This window comes from Serratia sp. ASV30 (assembly GCF_016428815.1).
Taxonomy (GTDB): domain Bacteria; phylum Pseudomonadota; class Gammaproteobacteria; order Enterobacterales; family Enterobacteriaceae; genus Chania; species Chania fonticola_C.
The window spans coordinates 62223-79665 of sequence record NZ_JAELTL010000006.1 but is presented as its reverse complement, the minus strand read 5'-3'; the positions used below and the strand labels follow the sequence as shown (position 1 = coordinate 79665).

Genomic DNA, 17443 nt, shown 5'->3' with positions numbered 1-17443 from the left:
AGATGGCGATCGCTCCGCTTGGCGAGTATGTTTAGCGAATAAAGATATTACCTCGAAGAACCCACTTTTAGCCAGCCACCTCCGTGCTGGCTTTTTTTTGCTTAAAATACCTGCTTGAACGGTTTCACCGTGACTTCGCCGTATACGCCAGCGTCTACGTACGGGTCTTGTGATGCCCAGGATTTTGCCGCCTCCAGCGAAGGGAACTCGGCGATCACGGTAGAACCGGTAAATCCAGCCTGGCCTGGATCGTTGCTATCGATAGCCGGGTTAGGGCCAGCGACCACCAACCGGCCTTCATCACGCAGCGCTTGCAGGCGAGCCAGATGGGTGGGGCGAACGGCCATGCGCTGTTCCAGCGTGCCAGGTACGTCTTGTGCGTAGATCAGATAAAGCATATTTCACCTTTAAAATCATTGCCATACAACGGTAATCACAAAGTAGCGCAAAACCTGTGACAAGGGAATGCCAATCCAGATAAAAATTCATTACCGTGCTGAGGATAACGGCGTGTGCTGCTAATGACGAGTGAGGGGACATAGTGGTTAACAATCCGTATGAAAAGCTCAATAAAAGGCTAATTAAACGTTAATATCCCTATGAGTTTGCTGGTTTTAGCGCCTAATGATGCCGATTAAAGCGATAGTTTGTCTTTCGTTATTGAATATGATTGCTATTTGCATTTAAACTTGGCGCACCAGAGGAAACAGAATCATTATGCCGCTAAACAAAATGTTCCTTATTCGCCGAATTTCCGTGCCAATTGTCCTCTCCGTTGGTTTGCACAGTGCCCTGGTGGCCGCCTTGCTCTACGCTTCCGTCAACGAAGTGTTGGAGCTGCCTAAGCAGGAAGATGCCCCTATCAGCGTCATGATGGTGAATATGACCGCGTTGGCAGAACCGCCACCGCCGGCTGCGGCGGAACCGGAGCCGCAGGTAGAACCTGAGCCAGAACCAGAACCGATCCCGGAGCCCGAGCCGCCACCGCCAGTACCGGTAGCCATTCCTAAACCGGAGCCGGAGAAACCCAAGCCGAAGCCAAAACCGAAGCCGAAGGTAGAGAAGCCGGTCAAGCGTGAAGTGAAGAAGACCGAACCGCGTGAACCTTCGCCGTTCGACAATCAATCCGAAGCCAAGCCGATCGATAAGGCACCGGTTAAACAAGCACCATCAGCACCCGCGCCGGGGACTTCCCGTGAGTTGGGGCCGAAAGCTCTGAGCATCGGCAAACCGATGTATCCACCGCGCGCCCAGGCGTTGCAGATTGAAGGCAAGGTCAAGGTTCAGTTCGATGTCGATAGTGACGGGCGTGTGACTAACGTGCGTATTCTGTCTGCGGAACCACGTAATATGTTCGAGCGTGAGGTGAAGCAGGCAATGCGTAAATGGCGCTATGAAGCCAAAACTGCGCAGAACCTGACGAAGACCATCGTCTTCAAAATGGAAGGTTCAACGGTCGAGTAAGCAATAAAAAAGGTCGCGTTTGCGACCTTTTTGCTATCTGGCGTAGGCTTACTCGCCAACGCGGAAGTTCATCTTGCCGTCTGGCAGGGCACGAGGGCTACCGCCGTCATCTACCGCTACATAGGTAAAGACCGCTTCCGTGGCACGGTAGCGCTGGCCGATTGGGGCAGAAGACACTTTCTTGACCCAAACTTCCACATTGATGGTAATCGAGCTGCGGCCACTGCGGATACAGTTGGCATAGCAGCACACCACGTCACCTACAGCGACCGGTTTGAGAAAGGTCATGCCGTCTACCCGCACGGTTACCACGCGCCCTTCGGCTATCTCTTTGGCCAGGATCGCGCCGCCGATGTCCATTTGCGACATCAGCCAGCCGCCAAAGATATCACCGTTGGCATTGGTATCTGCCGGCATGGCCAGCGTACGCAGCACCAGCTCACCGCTAGGCAAAGGTCGTTGTTCGGCCATTATTTCTTCTGCTCTTCAGGCATATGACGGTAAATATAGATCCCGCTCAACAGGGTGAAGACCAGCGTCAGCACGGTCAGGCCAAATACCTTGAAGTTAACCCAAACGTCCTGCGGCATCCAGAATGCCACATAGATATTGGCCAAGCCGCAGGCCAGGAAGAACAGGGCCCAGGCAATGTTAAGGTGGTTCCAGACGCTGTCCGGCAGGGTCAGCTCTTTACCGAGCATGCGTTGGATCAGCGGCTTTTTCAGTATCAGCTGGCTGATCAGCAGCGCCAGGGCAAACAGGGTGTAGATGACCGTGACCTTCCATTTGATAAACAGGTCGTTGTGAAACACCAGGGTCAAGGTGCCGAATACGGCGACCATGGCAAAGGTGATCAGCGTCATCTTCTCTACCTTGCGATATTTCAGCCAGGTAAAGACCAGTGCCAGGGCGGTGGCGACGATCAAGGCACCCGAGGCGACGTAGATATCGTAAAGCTTATAAAAGGCAAAAAAGACAATCAGGGGTAGAAAATCAAGAAACTGCTTCATAAATCAATCCATCAAAGGTTCATCGGGCGACTATACCGGAATTGGCCCGTTCTGTGTATCGCACTAAAGGGCAGATTATCGGTGTTCGTCCGCTAGATTGCTGCTGTAAACACCAGAATTTGCATAAACTTACGATTGTTACCGTCGGTTATTTGCAAGCGCAGGGTGTACGACGCATATTAAGCATAATAATAGCCGCATAATTTACCATGGAAAATAGCTATGCAGTGGAAGTCTCTGCGGGCGTGGACGCCCGGTTTGACGCATTTGTTAGGATATGAACGCAGTTGGTTGAAACCGGATATTCGTGCGGGGTTATCGGTCGCAGCGGTAGCTTTACCGGTAGCGATTGCCTATGCCGAATTGGCCGGTGTCAGCCCGGTGGTCGGGCTTTACTCCTGTATTTTACCGATGATCGCCTATGCCATTTTTGGCTCGTCGCGGCAGTTGATTGTCGGGCCGGATGCGGCAACCTGTGCGGTGATTGCTGCCGTGGTGACTCCGCTTGCCGCAGGAAGTATGGAGCTGCACTGGCAGCTCACCATCATGATGACCGCCATGACGGGGGGGTGGTGTTTGCTGGCCAGCCGCTTCCGGCTCGGGGCCTTGGCAGACCTGCTTTCGCGCCCGATCCTCAGCGGATTGCTGAACGGCGTGGCGGTCACCATCATCGTCGATCAGATCGGTAAAGTGCTGGGGTTCGGTACGCCACCGGCGCAGCTGATTGAGCGTATTTATGCCTTGCCCGGCAACATTCTGCACAGCGATTGGCCGACGATGGGCATTTCATTGCTTACGCTGACGATGCTGGTGGGGGTTAAAAAGTTGCGGCCTAACTGGCCTGCGCCGTTGTTTGCCATCGTGTTGGTCGCCTTTATCACCTGGGCGGGTAATTTGCAGCAGCACGGTATTATTACCGTAGGGGGCTTCAGCGGCATGCTGCCTATCGTCCAGTGGCCGGATTTTCAGCCGGGCTTACTGCGTGACATGGTGATACCGGCGCTCAACCTGGCGGTGGTCAGCTTTGTCAGCATGATGCTCACGGCGCGCAGCTTTGCGGCGAAAAATGGCTACGAGGTTAATGCTGATGCGGAGTTCCGTGCGCTGGGGCTGGTAAACATTGTTTCCGCGCTGTCGCAAGGGTTTGCCATCAGCGGGGCCGATTCGCGTACGGCGGTAAACGATGCCAATGGCGGCAAGAGCCAGCTGGTATCAATTATTGCCGCCATTGTCATTGGCATTGTGCTGCTGTTCCTGACTTCGCCGCTGCAATTTATTCCGGTGGCCGGATTAGGTGTGGTGCTGATGTACGCCGCCTGGTCGTTGATCGACATTCGCGGCATCTGGATCCTGCGCAAGCGCAATGCCCAGGCGTTCAGGCTGGCGGCTTTCACCTTCGTCAGCGTGCTGCTGGTGGGGGTGATCAGCGGCATTGGCTTGGCGGTATTGCTTGGCCTGATGCAGTTTCTCCGCACCGTGTTCCGCCCTACGGAGCAATTGCTGGGGGTCAATGAGGAAGGCATGATCCACTCAATGGGCAACAACAACGGGGTGAAGGCGGTGCAGGGCGTGATGATGTACCGCTTTAACTCCCCGCTGACCTATTTTAACGTGGCCTACTTCAAACGGCGCATCCTCAATCTGGTCGACAGTACGCCGTTCCAGCCGCGTTGGGTGGTGGTTGATGCGGTGGCCAGCTTTACCCATGCAGATATCAGCGTGCTGGCGGCCATCGATGAGCTAAAACGTGATTTGTTACAGCGTAACGTAAAGCTGGTGCTGGCCGGACGGCGCACCGAGTTAACACGCTGGTTCCGTATCAATCAGGTGGGGCGTGATAAGGATCTGATCCTGGTGCCCGACCTTTATCTGGCACTCAAGCTGATACAAAGTAAGGAACAGGCCGAACCGGGTACGGCACAGTAAATAAAAAGGGCACGCTAAAAGCGTGCCCTTAAACGTCAACTGACCCGGTTTATCTTTTATCCAAGGACACGCCAGAAGCAGGCGCAGTGTCCCGCAGTAGCATATACAGCCGGAACAGATAAATCAGCAGTAGGGCAGAAACCAGATTGCTTAAAGCCGTCAGCACTATGCTGGCAACGTGTGGCGTCAAGACAGACAAATGACTGACCATAAACAGCACCAGTAGCTTGGCCGCCAACCACAGCATCATCGCCGGTACGATCACCCGCGCGTTGGCAAAGGCCAGCTTGCAGCTCAGCTTCAGTGAGGCAAACATGCCTTTCCCATCGGCCACAGAAATCACCGGGGCCAACGAGAACGAGATCGCCATGATTACCCCGGGCACGACGAACAGCGTCAGGCCAAGCTGAGTCAGCAAGGTGCAGACAAACAACAGCAACAGTAGACGCGGCAATAGCGGGGCAGATATCCCGATAGCCCGCAGTGCACTGGTACGCTGGCCTTCGGAAACCAGGCGGATCAGCGTCAACATGCCCCCCACCAGCAGCACGTTACCCACTAAAGCGGAAATCGTGGCGGCGGCGGACACTTTCAACAGCACCATCTGCTGTTCAGGCGTCATTTGCTGAATAATTTCCTGGATCCCCATGCCGGCACCGGCGTTGGAGGCCAAATCACTTTCCGTCGCGGTCAGGATCTTCAACTGCTCGATATCGGGGCTAAACGCCTGATTAAGCAGCACAGAAATGAATGCGGTCAGCAGTGCCAACAGCACAATGCTGGCAACCTGATTACGGAAAAAGTTAAAACTGTCACGGTACAACGTGTTGGCCGTAATTGGCATGCTTGGCATGCAGACTCCTTGGCGTCGGGAACGTAGTTAAATCAGTGGGCGATTGTACCCTGTTCCGCGCCGCTGTGGCACCCCGCGAATGGCACTGTGCTGATTTCTTGGGCGATTATGGTCTCTGACAATGATAATGGCAGGGGAACCGGCAAGGGCGGCAGGCCGTAGCGCTCACGGGCCCGATCGCAGGCCTCATTGCGCAGGCCGTTTTCCCCGGATTGATCGAATTCGCGGCAGGGGCTAGGGCGATTGGGGTAGATCGAACAGGACACCGCCTGACCAATCTCACCCACCAGCGAGGTGCAGCGCGGGGACTTGCTGTTGGTCCCCTGCATGCAGCGCAGAAAGGGGCTCAAGGGTTCAGTTAAGGATATAGGTACCACGCCGCCGCCATCTTCCGCTTCGGCCCAATAAAATGATACTCGGAAATAACCGCAGCAGGCGCCGCAGCTGGTGCAGGGATTTTGAATTTCGCTCATCTTGATTGCCACCGACTCCTTACCGGCCCAACCAAAACCAACAGGAATGATGAAATTACGCAGAGGCATTTTTTTTAGCAACTTTTTTTGGTAACAGAAATGTAAACATGCATAAAATTTGCAACAAAAGGTGTTTATTGATTCAGATCAATTATCGATTTATTAACACCTTAGGTGGCTTTGTTTTTGGTGGGAATTTAAATTTTTACACTTAAGATGTGATCTCGATGGGATCATAAATACCTGTTAATAGGTATATTCATCGGGACTGTAAACCACACAAATGGAATGGATAATGAAAAAGACAACTCTGGTGGTGTTAGGGGCTCTGATGGCTCCTATGGTAGCAAGCGCGCATCAAGCGGGTGATTTCCTGTTCCGTGCAGGGACTGCAACTGTTCGTCCCAATGCAGGTTCGGACAACGTTTTAGGCCAAGGATCTTTCAACGCCAATAACAACACCCAGTTGGGTCTGACTTTTGGCTATATGGTGACGGACAATATCGGCGTCGAATTACTGGCTGCAACGCCGTTCCGCCATAAAGTTTCTCTGGGTGGCCCAGCGGTCAACGGGGATATTGCAACCGTTCGTCAACTGCCACCAACGCTGATGGCGCAGTACTACTTTGGCGAAAAGCAGGACAAGCTGCGTCCATACCTGGGTATTGGTGTGAACTACACCATGTTCTTCGACGAGAAATTCAACGACAACGGCAAGGATGCGGGTTTAAGCAATCTGGATCTGAAAAATTCCTGGGGTGTTGCCGGGCAGGCAGGTCTGGATTACAACCTGGATGAGCACTGGATGCTGAATATGTCGGTCTGGTGGATGAATATCGAGACCAAGGTGCGCTTTGATGCGGGTGATCAACATCAGAGCATTGATACGCGTCTGGATCCGTGGGTGTTTATGTTTGGTGCGGGTTACCGCTTCTAAGCCAGCAATAAAGGAGGCGCTGTTCGGCGCCTCCCTCTTCAGTTATTTAATGCGCATATCGTTTTCGACGGATTTAACTCCTGCCACGCCGCGTGTGACCTGAATGGCACGGTTAGCATCGGCACTGGAGCTGACAAAACCGCTCAACTGTACCCGGCCCTTAAAGGTTTCAACGCTAATCTCGGTGGATTTGATGGTTTTATCCGCCAGCAGTGCTGACTTCACTTTGGTAGTGACGACCGTATCGTCAATATAGCCGCCAGTCCCTTCTGATTTTGCCGTTGGAGCACAGGCAGAAACTGCCATAGCCAAAATAGCCGCCATGCACAGCGCCGAAAGGGTTTTAAATAGCTTCATAAATGACTCTCCTTGCATATGTTATTGTTGAAATTAAAGGCTGATTTCAATCAGCTAACGAAATCGTATGCACTGAACCACTGAATATTTAGCGGCAAATATGATTGTGGGGCAGGTTGCTGGTTTGTTCAAATTGTTTGCGAAAATATCTTTGGCAAGATTGAGGGTAAACAAAGTGTTATCACCGGATACTTTCGTAGTATCCGGTGGTTGAGGGCGGGGAGATTAAACGCGGGTAGCGGCTTTCATTTCACGTACAAACTTGCCAAGTTTGGCCAGCATTTCTGCCGGTTGTGCCTGATTCTGTTCGATGATTTTAACAATTGCCGAGCCAGAAATTGCCCCGGCTGCTCCGGCTTGCAACGCATCCTTGACCTGTGAAGGTTCAGAGATACCAAAGCCTTGCAGCGGCGGTGCCGCATGATATTCGCGCAGCTTATTGACCAGATGGTGCAGCGGTAACTGCGCCCGGCTTTCCGTTCCGGTTACTCCGGCGCGTGACAGCAGGTAAGTGTAACCCCTGCCGTGGGACGAGATTTCACGCAGTAAATCTTCATCCGCATTTGGCGGGCAAATATAGATTGGCGCAATACCGTGGCGAGTTGCCGCCGCGCGGAAAGGCGCGGACTCTTCGAAAGGTACGTCCGCGATCAACACCGAATCTACACCGGCTTGCGCGCAGCGCTGATAAAATGCGTCAATGCCGCCGTGGAACACCAGGTTGGCGTACATCAGCAGGCCAATCGGAATATCAGGGTGTTTCTGACGGATCGCCGCCAGCATTTCAAAACAGTGCGTTGGCGTAACGCCGGAAGCGAAAGCACGCAGCGCTGCACTTTGAATGGTTGGGCCATCGGCCAACGGATCCGAGAAGGGGATCCCCAACTCCAAGGCATCTGCACCGTTCTCCACCAGCGTATCGATAATCTGTAACGATAGCGTCGGGTTTGGGTCGCCGAGGGTGACAAACGGCACGAAAGCGCCTTCTTTATTATTTTCCAACCGCTTGAACAGTTGCTGATAACGTTCCATCAGATTTCTCCCCGTGCTTTCAGAATGTCGTGAACGGTAAATATGTCTTTGTCGCCGCGGCCGGACAGGTTAACCACCAGGATCTGTTCTTTCTGCGGCTCTTCACGGATCATTTTCAGCGCGTGTGCGAGGGCATGGGAAGACTCTAACGCCGGGATAATCCCTTCGTGGCGGGAAAGCTCCTTGAAAGCCTCCAGTGCTTCATCATCGGTGATCGACACGTATTCTGCGCGGCCGATGCTGTTGAGATAGGCGTGCTGTGGGCCAACGGAAGGGAAGTCCAAACCGGCGGAAATCGAGTAAGACTCCTCGATCTGGCCTTCAGAGGTTTGCATCATCGGTGATTTCATACCGAAGTAGATCCCCACTTTGCCGTGTTTCAGCGGTGCACCATGCTGGCCGGTTTCGATCCCCAGGCCGGCGGGTTCAACGCCGATCAGACCAACGCTGACATCATCGATAAAGTCGGCAAACATGCCGATGGCGTTGGAACCACCGCCAACGCAGGCCAATACGGCATCCGGCAGACGGCCTTCACGCTCCAGCACCTGAGCTTTGGTTTCTTCGCCGATCATGCGTTGGAATTCACGCACGATGGTCGGGAACGGGTGTGGGCCTGCGGCAGTGCCTAGCATGTAGTGGGCCTTCTCGTAAGAGCCAGACCAGTCGCGCAGGGCTTCGTTACAGGCATCTTTCAGCGTGGAAGAGCCGCTGTGCACCGGGATCACTTCTGCGCCCATCAGACGCATACGGAATACGTTCGGTGACTGGCGTTCGATGTCCTTGGCGCCCATGTAGATACGGCACTTCAGACCGAGCAGGGCGCAGGCCAGCGCAGAGGCCACACCGTGTTGGCCAGCGCCGGTTTCCGCGATGATCTCGGTCTTGCCCATGCGTTTGGCAAGCAGTGCCTGGCCCAATACCTGGTTGGTCTTATGGGCACCGCCGTGCAGCAGATCTTCACGCTTCAGGTAGAGTTTGGTTTTACTACCGGCAGTCAGGTTTTTGCACAGCGTCAGTGCCGTTGGGCGGCCCGCGTAGTTTTTCAGCAGATCGATAAACTCTGCCTGGAACTCAGGGTCACGCTGGGCGCTGACGAAGGCCTCTTCCAGTTGTTTCAGGGCTGGCATCAAAATTTGCGGCACGTACTGACCGCCAAATTCGCCGAAGTAAGGGTTAAGCAGCGTCATTATTTTTCCCGTTATTATCCGTTAAATGAGGTTCGCAATCAGTAGGCGCGCAGGGTTTGGAACACCGCCGCCAGACGCTCGGCATCTTTGATGCCGGGTTGGCTCTCTACGCCAGAGTTGAAATCGAGGCCCGCGCAGCCCAGTTGGGCCGCATCTACGCAGTTGTCCGCACTCAGGCCTCCTGCCAGCATCACGTTGTCCAGCGTTTGCCCCTGCAACACCGACCAGTCAAAGCGAACTCCGGTACCGCCAGCACCATTATCCAGCAGGTAACGATCGACCTGTTGCAGATCGCGAGCGGGCAGGTTGTCCTTCACGCTCAAGGCTTTCCAGATCTGACAGGTGGCTGGCAGCTCGGCACGCAGGGCGTTGATATAAGCCTGGTCTTCCGCGCCGTGCAGTTGCACCGCATGCAGACAAAGGCGCTCGGCAGTTTGCGCGACCGTAGCGATCGGCGCATCACAGAAAACGCCCACGTATTTCAACGGTGCTCCGGCGATCACTTCCCTGGCGCGGGCAATGTCCACGTTACGCGGGGAACGGCCAACGAAGATCAGACCGCCGTAGTTGGCACCTGCCTGATAAGCGGCTGCGGCATCTTGCGGCCGGGTTAGGCCGCAGACTTTGTTGTCGCCCAGGATCACGCGGCGTACCGCGCTGCGCAGGTTGGTTTCCGACATCAACGCGCTGCCGATCAGAAAACCGTTGGCATAGCGGCTGAGTTCGCGGATCTGGCGATAGTTGTTGATGCCGGACTCGCTGATCACCGTCACGCCATGTGGCACTTTAGGAGCCAGAGTGCGGGTGCGATCCAGATCGATAGACAGATCGCGCAGATCGCGGTTGTTAATGCCGATCACTTTGGCTTCGAGCTGTACCGCGCGCTGTAATTCCTCTTCGCTAATCACCTCGGTCAGCACGCCCATATTCAGGCTGTGTGCCACCGCGGCAAGTTGGCGGTACTGTTCGTCATCGAGCACCGACAGCATCAACAGAATGGCGTCGGCCTGGTAGTGACGTGCCAGATAGATCTGGTAAGGGTCGATCATAAAGTCCTTACACAGCACCGGCTGGGACACGGTTTTACTCACCAGCGGCAGAAAATCGAAGCTGCCCTGGAAGTATTGCTCATCGGTCAGTACCGAGATCGCCGAGGCGAAGTCCTTATACACCGAGGCGATTTCTACCGGGTCAAAATTCTCGCGGATCAGCCCCTTGGAAGGAGAGGCTTTCTTGCATTCGAGAATAAATGCCGTTCTGGTGCCTTGTAGCGCATGATAAAAGCTACGCTCGCTTGGCACGATTTCGTTTTGAAAGCTGGCTAATGGCTGTTGTTGCTTACGTGCCGCGACCCACTGCGCCTTGTCACGAACAATCTTGTTGAGCACGGTTTCCTGCATCATTTATCCTCTTGCTGCCAAAGCAGTGACACGCTGGTAAGCCTGCCCACTGTGGATCATTTCCAATGCCTGCTGCGCGTTCTGGCGCAGGTCTTCCTGTCCGAATAGTTTCAGCAACAGTGCGACGTTGGCGGCGACCGCCGCGGCGTGCGCTGGTTCGCCTTTACCTTGTAACAACCTTGCCAGAATGTCACGATTTTCTTCCGGCGATCCGCCCAGCAGGGAGCCCAACGGGTGGCTTTCCAACCCAAAGGATTTAGGTGTCAGTTGATAACTTTCAATTTCGCCGTTATTCAATTCGGCTACGTGAGTGGTGGTGTGGATCGCCACTTCATCCATACCGCCACCGTGTACGACGGCAGCGCGTTGATAACCCAATACGCGCAGGGTTTGGGCGATTGGCAGCACCAGCTCCGGGCTGTAGACCCCAATCAACGCCAACGGTGGGCGAGCCGGGTTAATCAACGGCCCGAGGACGTTGAACACCGTGCGGGTCTTCAGCTGTTGGCGTACCGGCATCGCATGGCGAAAACCGGTGTGATATTGCGGCGCAAACAGGAAACACACACCCAGTTCGTCTAATGCCTTGCGGGATTCTTCCGCAGGCAGATCCAGGCGGATCCCGAAAGCGGCCAACAGATCGGATGAACCGGAACGGCTGGAGACGCTGCGGTTGCCGTGCTTGGCCACCTTGACCCCACAGGCTGCAGCGACAAAGGCGCTGGCCGTGGAGATATTGATGCTGTTGGTGCCGTCGCCGCCGGTGCCGACGATATCCGCAAAGGCATAGTCCGGGCGTGGGAACGGTAAAGCATCGGCCAAGAGCGCCTTGGCTGCTCCGGCGATTTCTTCTGGGTGCTCACCGCGGATCTTCATGCTGATCAATGCCGCCGCCAGTTGGCTAGGTTCCAGCTCACCGCGCACGATAGCGCTGAATAACTGCTGGCTTTCTTCCTGGCTCATCGACTCCGAGCGATACAGTTTTTCAAGAATAGGTTGCATAGTCGGTTCCCCTTGATTATTTCGCCAGCGCCCAGGCCAACGTCTGCTCAAGCAAACGCGCGCCCTGGGTGGTCAGAATGGATTCTGGATGGAATTGGAAACCACATACGCGGTGTTCATCGTGACGCACAGCCATCACCATGTCGCCGAAGCGAGCATTGACGGTCAGCCCTTCAGGGATATTGCTGCCGACCAGTGAATGATAGCGGGCGACCGGCAGCGGGTTGGCCATACCGGCAAACATCCCCTGGTTATCGTGAGTAATGGAAGAAGCCTTGCCGTGCAAGATCTCACCGGCTTGGCCAACGTGGCCGCCATAAGCTTCCACAATCGCCTGATGGCCGAGACAGATACCGATGATTGGCATCTGGCCGCGCAGGCGTTGTAACAGTTCGGGCATACAGCCCGCGTCGGCTGGAGTACCTGGGCCAGGGGACAGCATCAAAATGGGCTGCTTCATCTGTTGCAGGCGCGCGATGATGACCTCGGCGGCAATCTGGTTACGGTAAATCACGACCTGATGGCCGCTGGCACGCAGCTGATCGACCAGGTTGTAAGTAAAGGAGTCGACGTTGTCGAGCAGTAAGATATCGGCCATTAGAAAATCTCCTTGGCCTGGTGCGCGCTGGCGATGGCACGCAGCACGGCACGTGCTTTGTTACGGGTTTCATCGGCTTCCGCCTGCGGAACGGAGTCCAGCACCACACCGGCACCGGCCTGCACGGTGGCAACGCCGTCCTCAACATACGCGGAACGAATGACAATACAGGTATCGAGATCGCCATGAGCGGTAAAGTAGCCCACCGCGCCGCCGTAGCTGCCACGACGGGTGCCTTCAGAGGCGGCAATCAGTTGCATGGCGCGCACTTTCGGTGCACCGCTCAGCGTGCCCATATTCATACAGGCCTGATAGGCATGCAGCACGTCGAGATCGCTACGCAGCTTGCCGACCACGCGGGAAACCAGGTGCATCACGAATGAGTAACGGTCTACCTTGGTCAGGTCGGCCACGTAGCGGCTACCCGCTTCACAGATGCGGGCCAGATCGTTGCGGGCCAGGTCGACCAGCATCAGGTGTTCCGCCAGCTCTTTATGGTCGGTACGCATTTCCAGTTCGATGCGGCTGTCGAGATCCAGATCCAGTGAACCATCAGCGCGGCGTCCGCGTGGACGAGTACCGGCAATTGGGTAAATCTCAATCTGGCGGCTGGTGGCTTCATATTTCAGCGCGCTTTCTGGCGAGGCACCGAACAGCGTGAACTCGTTGTCCTGCATAAAGAACATGTAAGGGCTTGGATTGTTTTCCTTCAGCGTCTGGTAAGCCGCCAGCGGGTTAGGACAAGGCAGAGAGAAGCGACGAGAAGGCACCACCTGGAAAATCTCACCGTGGCGGATGGCCTGCTGCAACTGGCTGACTACTGCGCCGTACTCTTCATCGCTCTGATTGCAGCTTAACTGCATGTCTTCCAGTTTCTGATGAGGAATGGCGATCGGAGTCTGTTGCAATTGCACCTGAAGCTGTTCGAGACGCTGCTGCAAACGCAGTGTTTCAGCGTTGTCACCTGTGAATGCGCTGGCTTGTAAACGAGCTACGCCGCGTTGGTGATCCAGCACCAGCAGTGTTTCTGCCAGATAAAAACAGAAGTCCGGGCAACGTTGGTCTTGGCGTAGCTCTGGTAGGTCTTCAAAGCCAGCAACCAGATCATAGGCAAACAGGCCGCCGAGCAGCATGGCTTCACGCTCATCGGCTGGCGCATCGACCAAAGTCAGCATCGTGCGCAACGCATCAAACACCGACAAGGAACGCAGGCGGGCATCTTCGTCTTGTACCGTATCAATTGCCGGGAAGGTCAACTCACGGCCATTAGGGCGAACCTGGATTTGTACGTCGGCAGGCAAGGCCTCATCCAACAGTGGCAGCAGGGCTGCGCCGTTAGCGGTTAGCGCCTGAAGGCTGACCTTACGGCCCAAGGCGGTAATGCGCAGGGCACTGTCGACAATCAGCAGGCTTTTCAGGTTTTGCTTGCTGTTGATTTCCGCCGAGTCCAGCAACAGGGTGGCAGGGCGGGCGCCGCACAACTGATGAAAAATCGCCGTCGGGTCGCTACGGTAACCGGCCTGTGCCGTGAGTAGTTTGAGCTGTGGTTTGATGTTCATCTTCGGTAGTTCCAGTCAAATCTTGTCCATAAAAAAGCCCGCTGTAATGAGCGGGCCTAGGGAATCTGCAGTGTCAGATGACAGGTATGCGTGATTACTCGACCCTTGATTGGGAAGTACGCCACCAGCGAAGAAGAGAAGTGTGCTTAGTCATCATGTTGCTCTCTGTATTTTCATCCAACACGGCTATTGCCGTGAACTTGTGTACTAGTTAACTGGAACGACGAGGCAATGTCAACTCTCTTTTTGCACAATATGTTAGCGGCTAGCGTGAAATCGTTAATCTGGCGGGAACGCCATCGGCAGAATAGATTTCCGTCCGGCCATCCATAACGGTTATGATAGAAAGCCAAGCCATCGCAGGATATCCCTTTTGACAGACAGCAGCCCACAATCCTCCGCTTTTACCCTGTACGATCTCCACAGCCACACCACCGCTTCGGACGGTTACTTAACGCCGACTCAACTGGTGCAGCGAGCCGTTGAGATGCGCGTTGGCGTGCTGGCTATTACCGATCACGACACCACCAACGGATTGGCAGAGGCTGCGGCCGCGATAGCCGATCTTGCCTTGCCTTTGCAGCTGGTTAACGGCGTCGAGATTTCTACCCTGTGGGAAAACCATGAGATCCACATTGTCGGGCTGGGGCTCGATATCGCCCATCCGGCACTGTTACAGCTGCTGATCGAACAGACCGAGCGCCGTAATCTGCGGGCGCAAGAAATCGGTGTTCGGTTAGCGAAAGCGCGTATTCCCGATGCCTATGCCGGAGCACAACAACTGGCAGGGGACGGAGCGGTCACCAGAGGGCATTTTGCCCGTTTTCTGGTGCAGCAGGGCATGGCCGCCAACATGGCGCAGGTGTTCAAGAAGTATCTCGCCAAAGGGAAAATCGGCTATGTTCCGCCACAGTGGTGTACAATAGAACAAGCCATTGATGTCATTCATCAATCCGGTGGTCAAGCGGTGATGGCGCATCCGGGCCGTTACGATCTGACGGCCAAATGGCTGAAGCGTCTGCTGGCCTATTTTGCCGAACATGGCGGCGATGCGATGGAGGTGGCGCAGTGTCAGCAAGCCCCCCATGAGCGTACGGTGTTGGCTAAATATGCGCAGGACTATCAATTATTGGCGTCTCAGGGTTCGGATTTTCATCAGCCCTGTTCGTGGATTGAGTTGGGTCGCAAACTGTGGTTACCCGGCGGTGTTGAACCGGTGTGGCGCGATTGGCCACTGCCCCAACAGAACCTAGTAGATTGATTTAACGCGGGCGTTGTTTTGCGCGTGCATCATTTTCAGGAGTTAGAGATGAGCCAGCTATTTTATATTCACCCGGACAACCCGCAGCCGCGCCTGATCAATCAGGCCGTAGAGGTGCTGCGCAAGGGCGGTGTGATCGTCTATCCAACAGACTCTGGCTACGCGCTGGGCTGCAAACTTGAAGAGAAGGCGGCTTTGGAGCGTATTTGCCGTATTCGCCAGTTGGACGGCAACCACAACTTTACGCTGATGTGCCGCGATCTGTCCGAGCTGTCGACCTATGCCTATGTGGACAATTCGTCGTTTCGCCTGATCAAGAACAATACGCCGGGCAATTACACCTTCATCTTGAAAGCGACCAAAGAAGTGCCTCGTCGCCTGATGAATGACAAGCGTAAAACCATCGGCCTGCGTGTGCCATCTAACCCGATCGCTCTGGCATTGCTGGAAGTGCTCAATGAGCCAATGATGTCGACTACGCTGATGTTGCCTGGCAATGATTTTGCCGAATCCGATCCGGAAGAGATCAGCGAACACCTTGGCAAGCAGGTGGATCTGGTGATCCACGGCGGTTTCCTGGGCCAGCAGCCGACCACGGTTATCGATCTGACTGAATCCTCTCCGGAAGTGATCCGTGAAGGGGCTGGCGATCCAGCGCCTTTCCGCTAAACAGCCGGACGAAGTCAGTGCCAAGGAGGGATAAAGCCTGTATAATAAGCGGTTGGTTTTGACCAAGTGCTAATCTTTGCGGCCGCCTCTCCTTGCTGAGAGTGGCGGCAAAGTCCCCCCGACGCCTGTGAAGGCGACATTAGAGGTTGCTCAATGAGCGAAAAGTTACAGAAAGTATTAGCGAATGCTGGCCATGGCTCGCGTCGTGAAATAGAAACCATGATTGAGGCGGGTCGCATCAGCGTCGACGGCAAGATCGCCAAACTGGGCGACCGAGTTGAAGTGGTCGCCGGGATGAAAATTCGTCTGGACGGTCATGTTGTCTCGATCAAAGAATCCGAAGAAGCGGTTTGCCGCGTGCTGGCGTATTACAAGCCGGAAGGCGAACTCTGTACCCGTAGCGATCCGGAAGGTCGCCCAACGGTCTTCGATCGCCTGCCAAAACTGCGAGGCTCTCGCTGGGTAGCGGTAGGGCGTTTGGACGTGAATACCTCAGGCTTGCTGCTGTTTACCACAGACGGTGAACTAGCTAACCGCCTGATGCACCCAAGCCGCGAAGTTGAACGCGAATACGCCGTGCGCGTATTCGGCCAGATCGACGACGAAAAGCTCAAACAACTGAGCAAAGGTGTCCAACTGGAAGATGGCCCGGCGGCATTCCGTACCATCACCTTCCAGGGTGGTGAAGGCATCAACCAGTGGTACAACGTCACGCTGACCGAAGGCCGTAACCGTGAAGTACGTCGCCTGTGGGAAGCCGTTGGTGTGCAGGTAAGCCGTTTGATCCGCGTGCGTTACGGCGATATCGATTTGCCAAAAGGCCTGCCTCGTGGCGGCTATACCGAGCTGGATCTCAAGGCGATCAACTATCTGCGTGAGCTGGTGGAGCTGCAACCGGAAACCGTCAGCAAACTGCCGGTGGAACGCGATCGTCGCCGTGTGAAGGCTAACCAGATCCGCCGTGCGGTAAAACGTCACAGCCAGGTTGCTCCCGGTAGCCGTCGTGGCGCACCAGGCAGCAGCAAACCGGGTAAACCGGCCAAGTCTTCCAAGCGTAGCTAAATTTATCACCGTGGCCTTGCCTTCTGGCTTGGCCACGGATTATTCAGTTACCAGTCAATGCCCTGCTGAGCCTTGATCCCCGCTTCAAACGCGTGCTTCACTGGCCGCATCTCCGTCACGGTATCCGCCAGCTCCAGCAAATCGCGATGACAGCCACGACCGGTGATAATCACCGTCTGGTGCGCAGGACGCTGCTCAAGCGCCTCCAGCAGCTCAGCCAGCTCTAAATAGCCGTAACTCACCATATAGGTCAACTCGTCCATCAGCACCATATCCAGGCTGCTGTCGGCCAACATCCGCTTACCATGTTGCCAGACGGCCTGACAGGCGGCGGTATCGCTTTCCCGATCCTGAGTTTCCCAGGTAAAGCCGGTTGCCATCACCTGAAATTCCACGCCGTGCTGTTGCAGCAGGTTTTTCTCGCCGTTGGGCCACTGGCCTTTGATGAACTGGATCACTCCAGCTTTCATACCGTGACCGACGGCGCGGGTGACGGTGCCAAATGCAGCGGTGGTCTTGCCTTTGCCATTGCCGGTAAAGACCAGCAATAGACCACGCGTTTCCTGCGCGGCGGCAATGCGTGCATCCACCTGTTCTTTGAGCCGTTGCTGGCGTTGCTGGTGACGATCTTCAGCCATGTTAAAAGCTTC

General features: G+C 55.1%; 19 protein-coding genes and 1 other annotated feature. Of the genes, 6 read left to right on the top strand and 13 right to left on the bottom strand.

All coding sequences use genetic code 11. The features are described 5' to 3' along the window. Positions 1 to 101: 101 nt before the first annotated feature. A complete protein-coding gene (locus tag JHD74_RS04015) occupies positions 102 to 398 on the bottom strand; it encodes a YciI family protein (protein WP_074029221.1) in 297 nt (98 codons plus the stop codon). Positions 399 to 717: 319 nt separating this feature from the next. Here JHD74_RS04015 and tonB point away from each other — a divergent pair, with 319 nt between their 5' ends. Beyond that, positions 718 to 1464, top strand: a complete 747-nt coding sequence (tonB, locus tag JHD74_RS04010; protein WP_024529245.1) for a TonB system transport protein TonB — start codon at positions 718 to 720, stop codon at positions 1462 to 1464. Between the two features lie 48 nt (positions 1465 to 1512). Here tonB and yciA read toward each other — a convergent pair whose 3' ends face one another. Then, positions 1513 to 1935: an acyl-CoA thioester hydrolase YciA gene (gene yciA / locus JHD74_RS04005; protein ID WP_024529246.1), complete on the bottom strand. Its 423-nt coding sequence runs from the start codon at positions 1933 to 1935 to the stop codon at positions 1513 to 1515. Next, positions 1935 to 2474, bottom strand: a complete 540-nt coding sequence (locus JHD74_RS04000; RefSeq protein WP_021181242.1) for a septation protein A — start codon at positions 2472 to 2474, stop codon at positions 1935 to 1937. The genes yciA and JHD74_RS04000 overlap by 1 nt, the downstream gene beginning before the upstream one ends. 222 nt (positions 2475 to 2696) lie before the next feature. Between JHD74_RS04000 and JHD74_RS03995 the strand changes: the two genes are divergently transcribed. Further along, entirely contained in the window at positions 2697 to 4400 is a 1704-nt protein-coding gene (locus JHD74_RS03995; RefSeq protein ID WP_024529247.1) for a SulP family inorganic anion transporter, read from the top strand. Positions 4401 to 4449: 49 nt separating this feature from the next. Here the strand turns inward: JHD74_RS03995 and JHD74_RS03990 are convergent, their stop codons facing one another. Beyond that, a complete protein-coding gene (locus JHD74_RS03990; RefSeq protein WP_024529248.1) occupies positions 4450 to 5244 on the bottom strand; it encodes a YciC family protein in 795 nt (264 codons plus the stop codon). 41 nt (positions 5245 to 5285) lie between these two features. Further along, a complete protein-coding gene (locus tag JHD74_RS03985; protein ID WP_024529249.1) occupies positions 5286 to 5726 on the bottom strand; it encodes a YkgJ family cysteine cluster protein in 441 nt (146 codons plus the stop codon). A 295-nt stretch (positions 5727 to 6021) separates the two neighbouring features. Here JHD74_RS03985 and ompW point away from each other — a divergent pair, with 295 nt between their 5' ends. Next, the gene (gene ompW / locus JHD74_RS03980; protein ID WP_024529250.1) at positions 6022 to 6663 is read left to right on the top strand and encodes an outer membrane protein OmpW; all 642 of its coding nucleotides are present in this window, start codon (positions 6022 to 6024) and stop codon (positions 6661 to 6663) included. Between the two features lie 42 nt (positions 6664 to 6705). Here the strand turns inward: ompW and JHD74_RS03975 are convergent, their stop codons facing one another. The 7 genes from JHD74_RS03975 to JHD74_RS03945 all read right to left on the bottom strand — a co-directional run bounded on the left by JHD74_RS03975 (position 6706) and on the right by JHD74_RS03945 (position 13801). After that, positions 6706 to 7020 carry a BON domain-containing protein gene (locus JHD74_RS03975; protein ID WP_024529251.1) on the bottom strand — a complete coding sequence of 105 codons (315 nt, stop codon included), beginning with the start codon at positions 7018 to 7020 and terminating at the stop codon, positions 6706 to 6708. Positions 7021 to 7245: 225 nt separating this feature from the next. Further along, positions 7246 to 8052 carry a tryptophan synthase subunit alpha gene (trpA, locus tag JHD74_RS03970; protein ID WP_024529252.1) on the bottom strand — a complete coding sequence of 269 codons (807 nt, stop codon included), beginning with the start codon at positions 8050 to 8052 and terminating at the stop codon, positions 7246 to 7248. Further along, the gene (gene trpB, locus JHD74_RS03965; protein ID WP_199061761.1) at positions 8052 to 9242 is read right to left on the bottom strand and encodes a tryptophan synthase subunit beta; all 1191 of its coding nucleotides are present in this window, start codon (positions 9240 to 9242) and stop codon (positions 8052 to 8054) included. The genes trpA and trpB overlap by 1 nt, the downstream gene beginning before the upstream one ends. 38 nt (positions 9243 to 9280) lie before the next feature. Beyond that, positions 9281 to 10642: a bifunctional indole-3-glycerol-phosphate synthase TrpC/phosphoribosylanthranilate isomerase TrpF gene (gene trpCF, locus JHD74_RS03960; protein WP_178380897.1), complete on the bottom strand. Its 1362-nt coding sequence runs from the start codon at positions 10640 to 10642 to the stop codon at positions 9281 to 9283. Between the two features lie 3 nt (positions 10643 to 10645). Further along, positions 10646 to 11644 (bottom strand): anthranilate phosphoribosyltransferase, encoded by a 999-nt coding sequence (gene trpD, locus JHD74_RS03955; RefSeq protein ID WP_024529255.1) that lies wholly within the window; start codon positions 11642 to 11644, stop codon positions 10646 to 10648. Positions 11645 to 11660: 16 nt separating this feature from the next. After that, the gene (locus JHD74_RS03950; RefSeq protein ID WP_024529256.1) at positions 11661 to 12242 is read right to left on the bottom strand and encodes a gamma-glutamyl-gamma-aminobutyrate hydrolase family protein; all 582 of its coding nucleotides are present in this window, start codon (positions 12240 to 12242) and stop codon (positions 11661 to 11663) included. Further along, positions 12242 to 13801 carry an anthranilate synthase component 1 gene (locus JHD74_RS03945; protein WP_074029217.1) on the bottom strand — a complete coding sequence of 520 codons (1560 nt, stop codon included), beginning with the start codon at positions 13799 to 13801 and terminating at the stop codon, positions 12242 to 12244. Before JHD74_RS03945 ends, JHD74_RS03950 begins: the two co-directional genes overlap by 1 nt. Before the next feature lie 28 nt (positions 13802 to 13829). Further along, positions 13830 to 13934, bottom strand: a sequence feature (Trp leader region). Between the two features lie 240 nt (positions 13935 to 14174). Here JHD74_RS03945 and JHD74_RS03940 point away from each other — a divergent pair. The 3 genes from JHD74_RS03940 (at position 14175) to rluB (ending at position 16793) form a co-directional block, all read left to right on the top strand. Further along, on the top strand, positions 14175 to 15062 hold the full coding sequence (locus JHD74_RS03940; protein ID WP_024529258.1) for a PHP domain-containing protein: 888 nt from the start codon (positions 14175 to 14177) through the stop codon (positions 15060 to 15062). A gap of 48 nt (positions 15063 to 15110) precedes the next feature. Then, on the top strand, positions 15111 to 15731 hold the full coding sequence (locus JHD74_RS03935) for an L-threonylcarbamoyladenylate synthase (protein ID WP_024529259.1): 621 nt from the start codon (positions 15111 to 15113) through the stop codon (positions 15729 to 15731). Positions 15732 to 15884: 153 nt separating this feature from the next. Continuing rightward, entirely contained in the window at positions 15885 to 16793 is a 909-nt protein-coding gene (gene rluB, locus JHD74_RS03930; protein WP_024486388.1) for a 23S rRNA pseudouridine(2605) synthase RluB, read from the top strand. A 47-nt stretch (positions 16794 to 16840) separates the two neighbouring features. Here rluB and cobO read toward each other — a convergent pair whose 3' ends face one another. Continuing rightward, entirely contained in the window at positions 16841 to 17431 is a 591-nt protein-coding gene (gene cobO / locus JHD74_RS03925; RefSeq protein WP_024486387.1) for a cob(I)yrinic acid a,c-diamide adenosyltransferase, read from the bottom strand. Between the last annotated feature and the right edge of the window lie 12 nt (positions 17432 to 17443).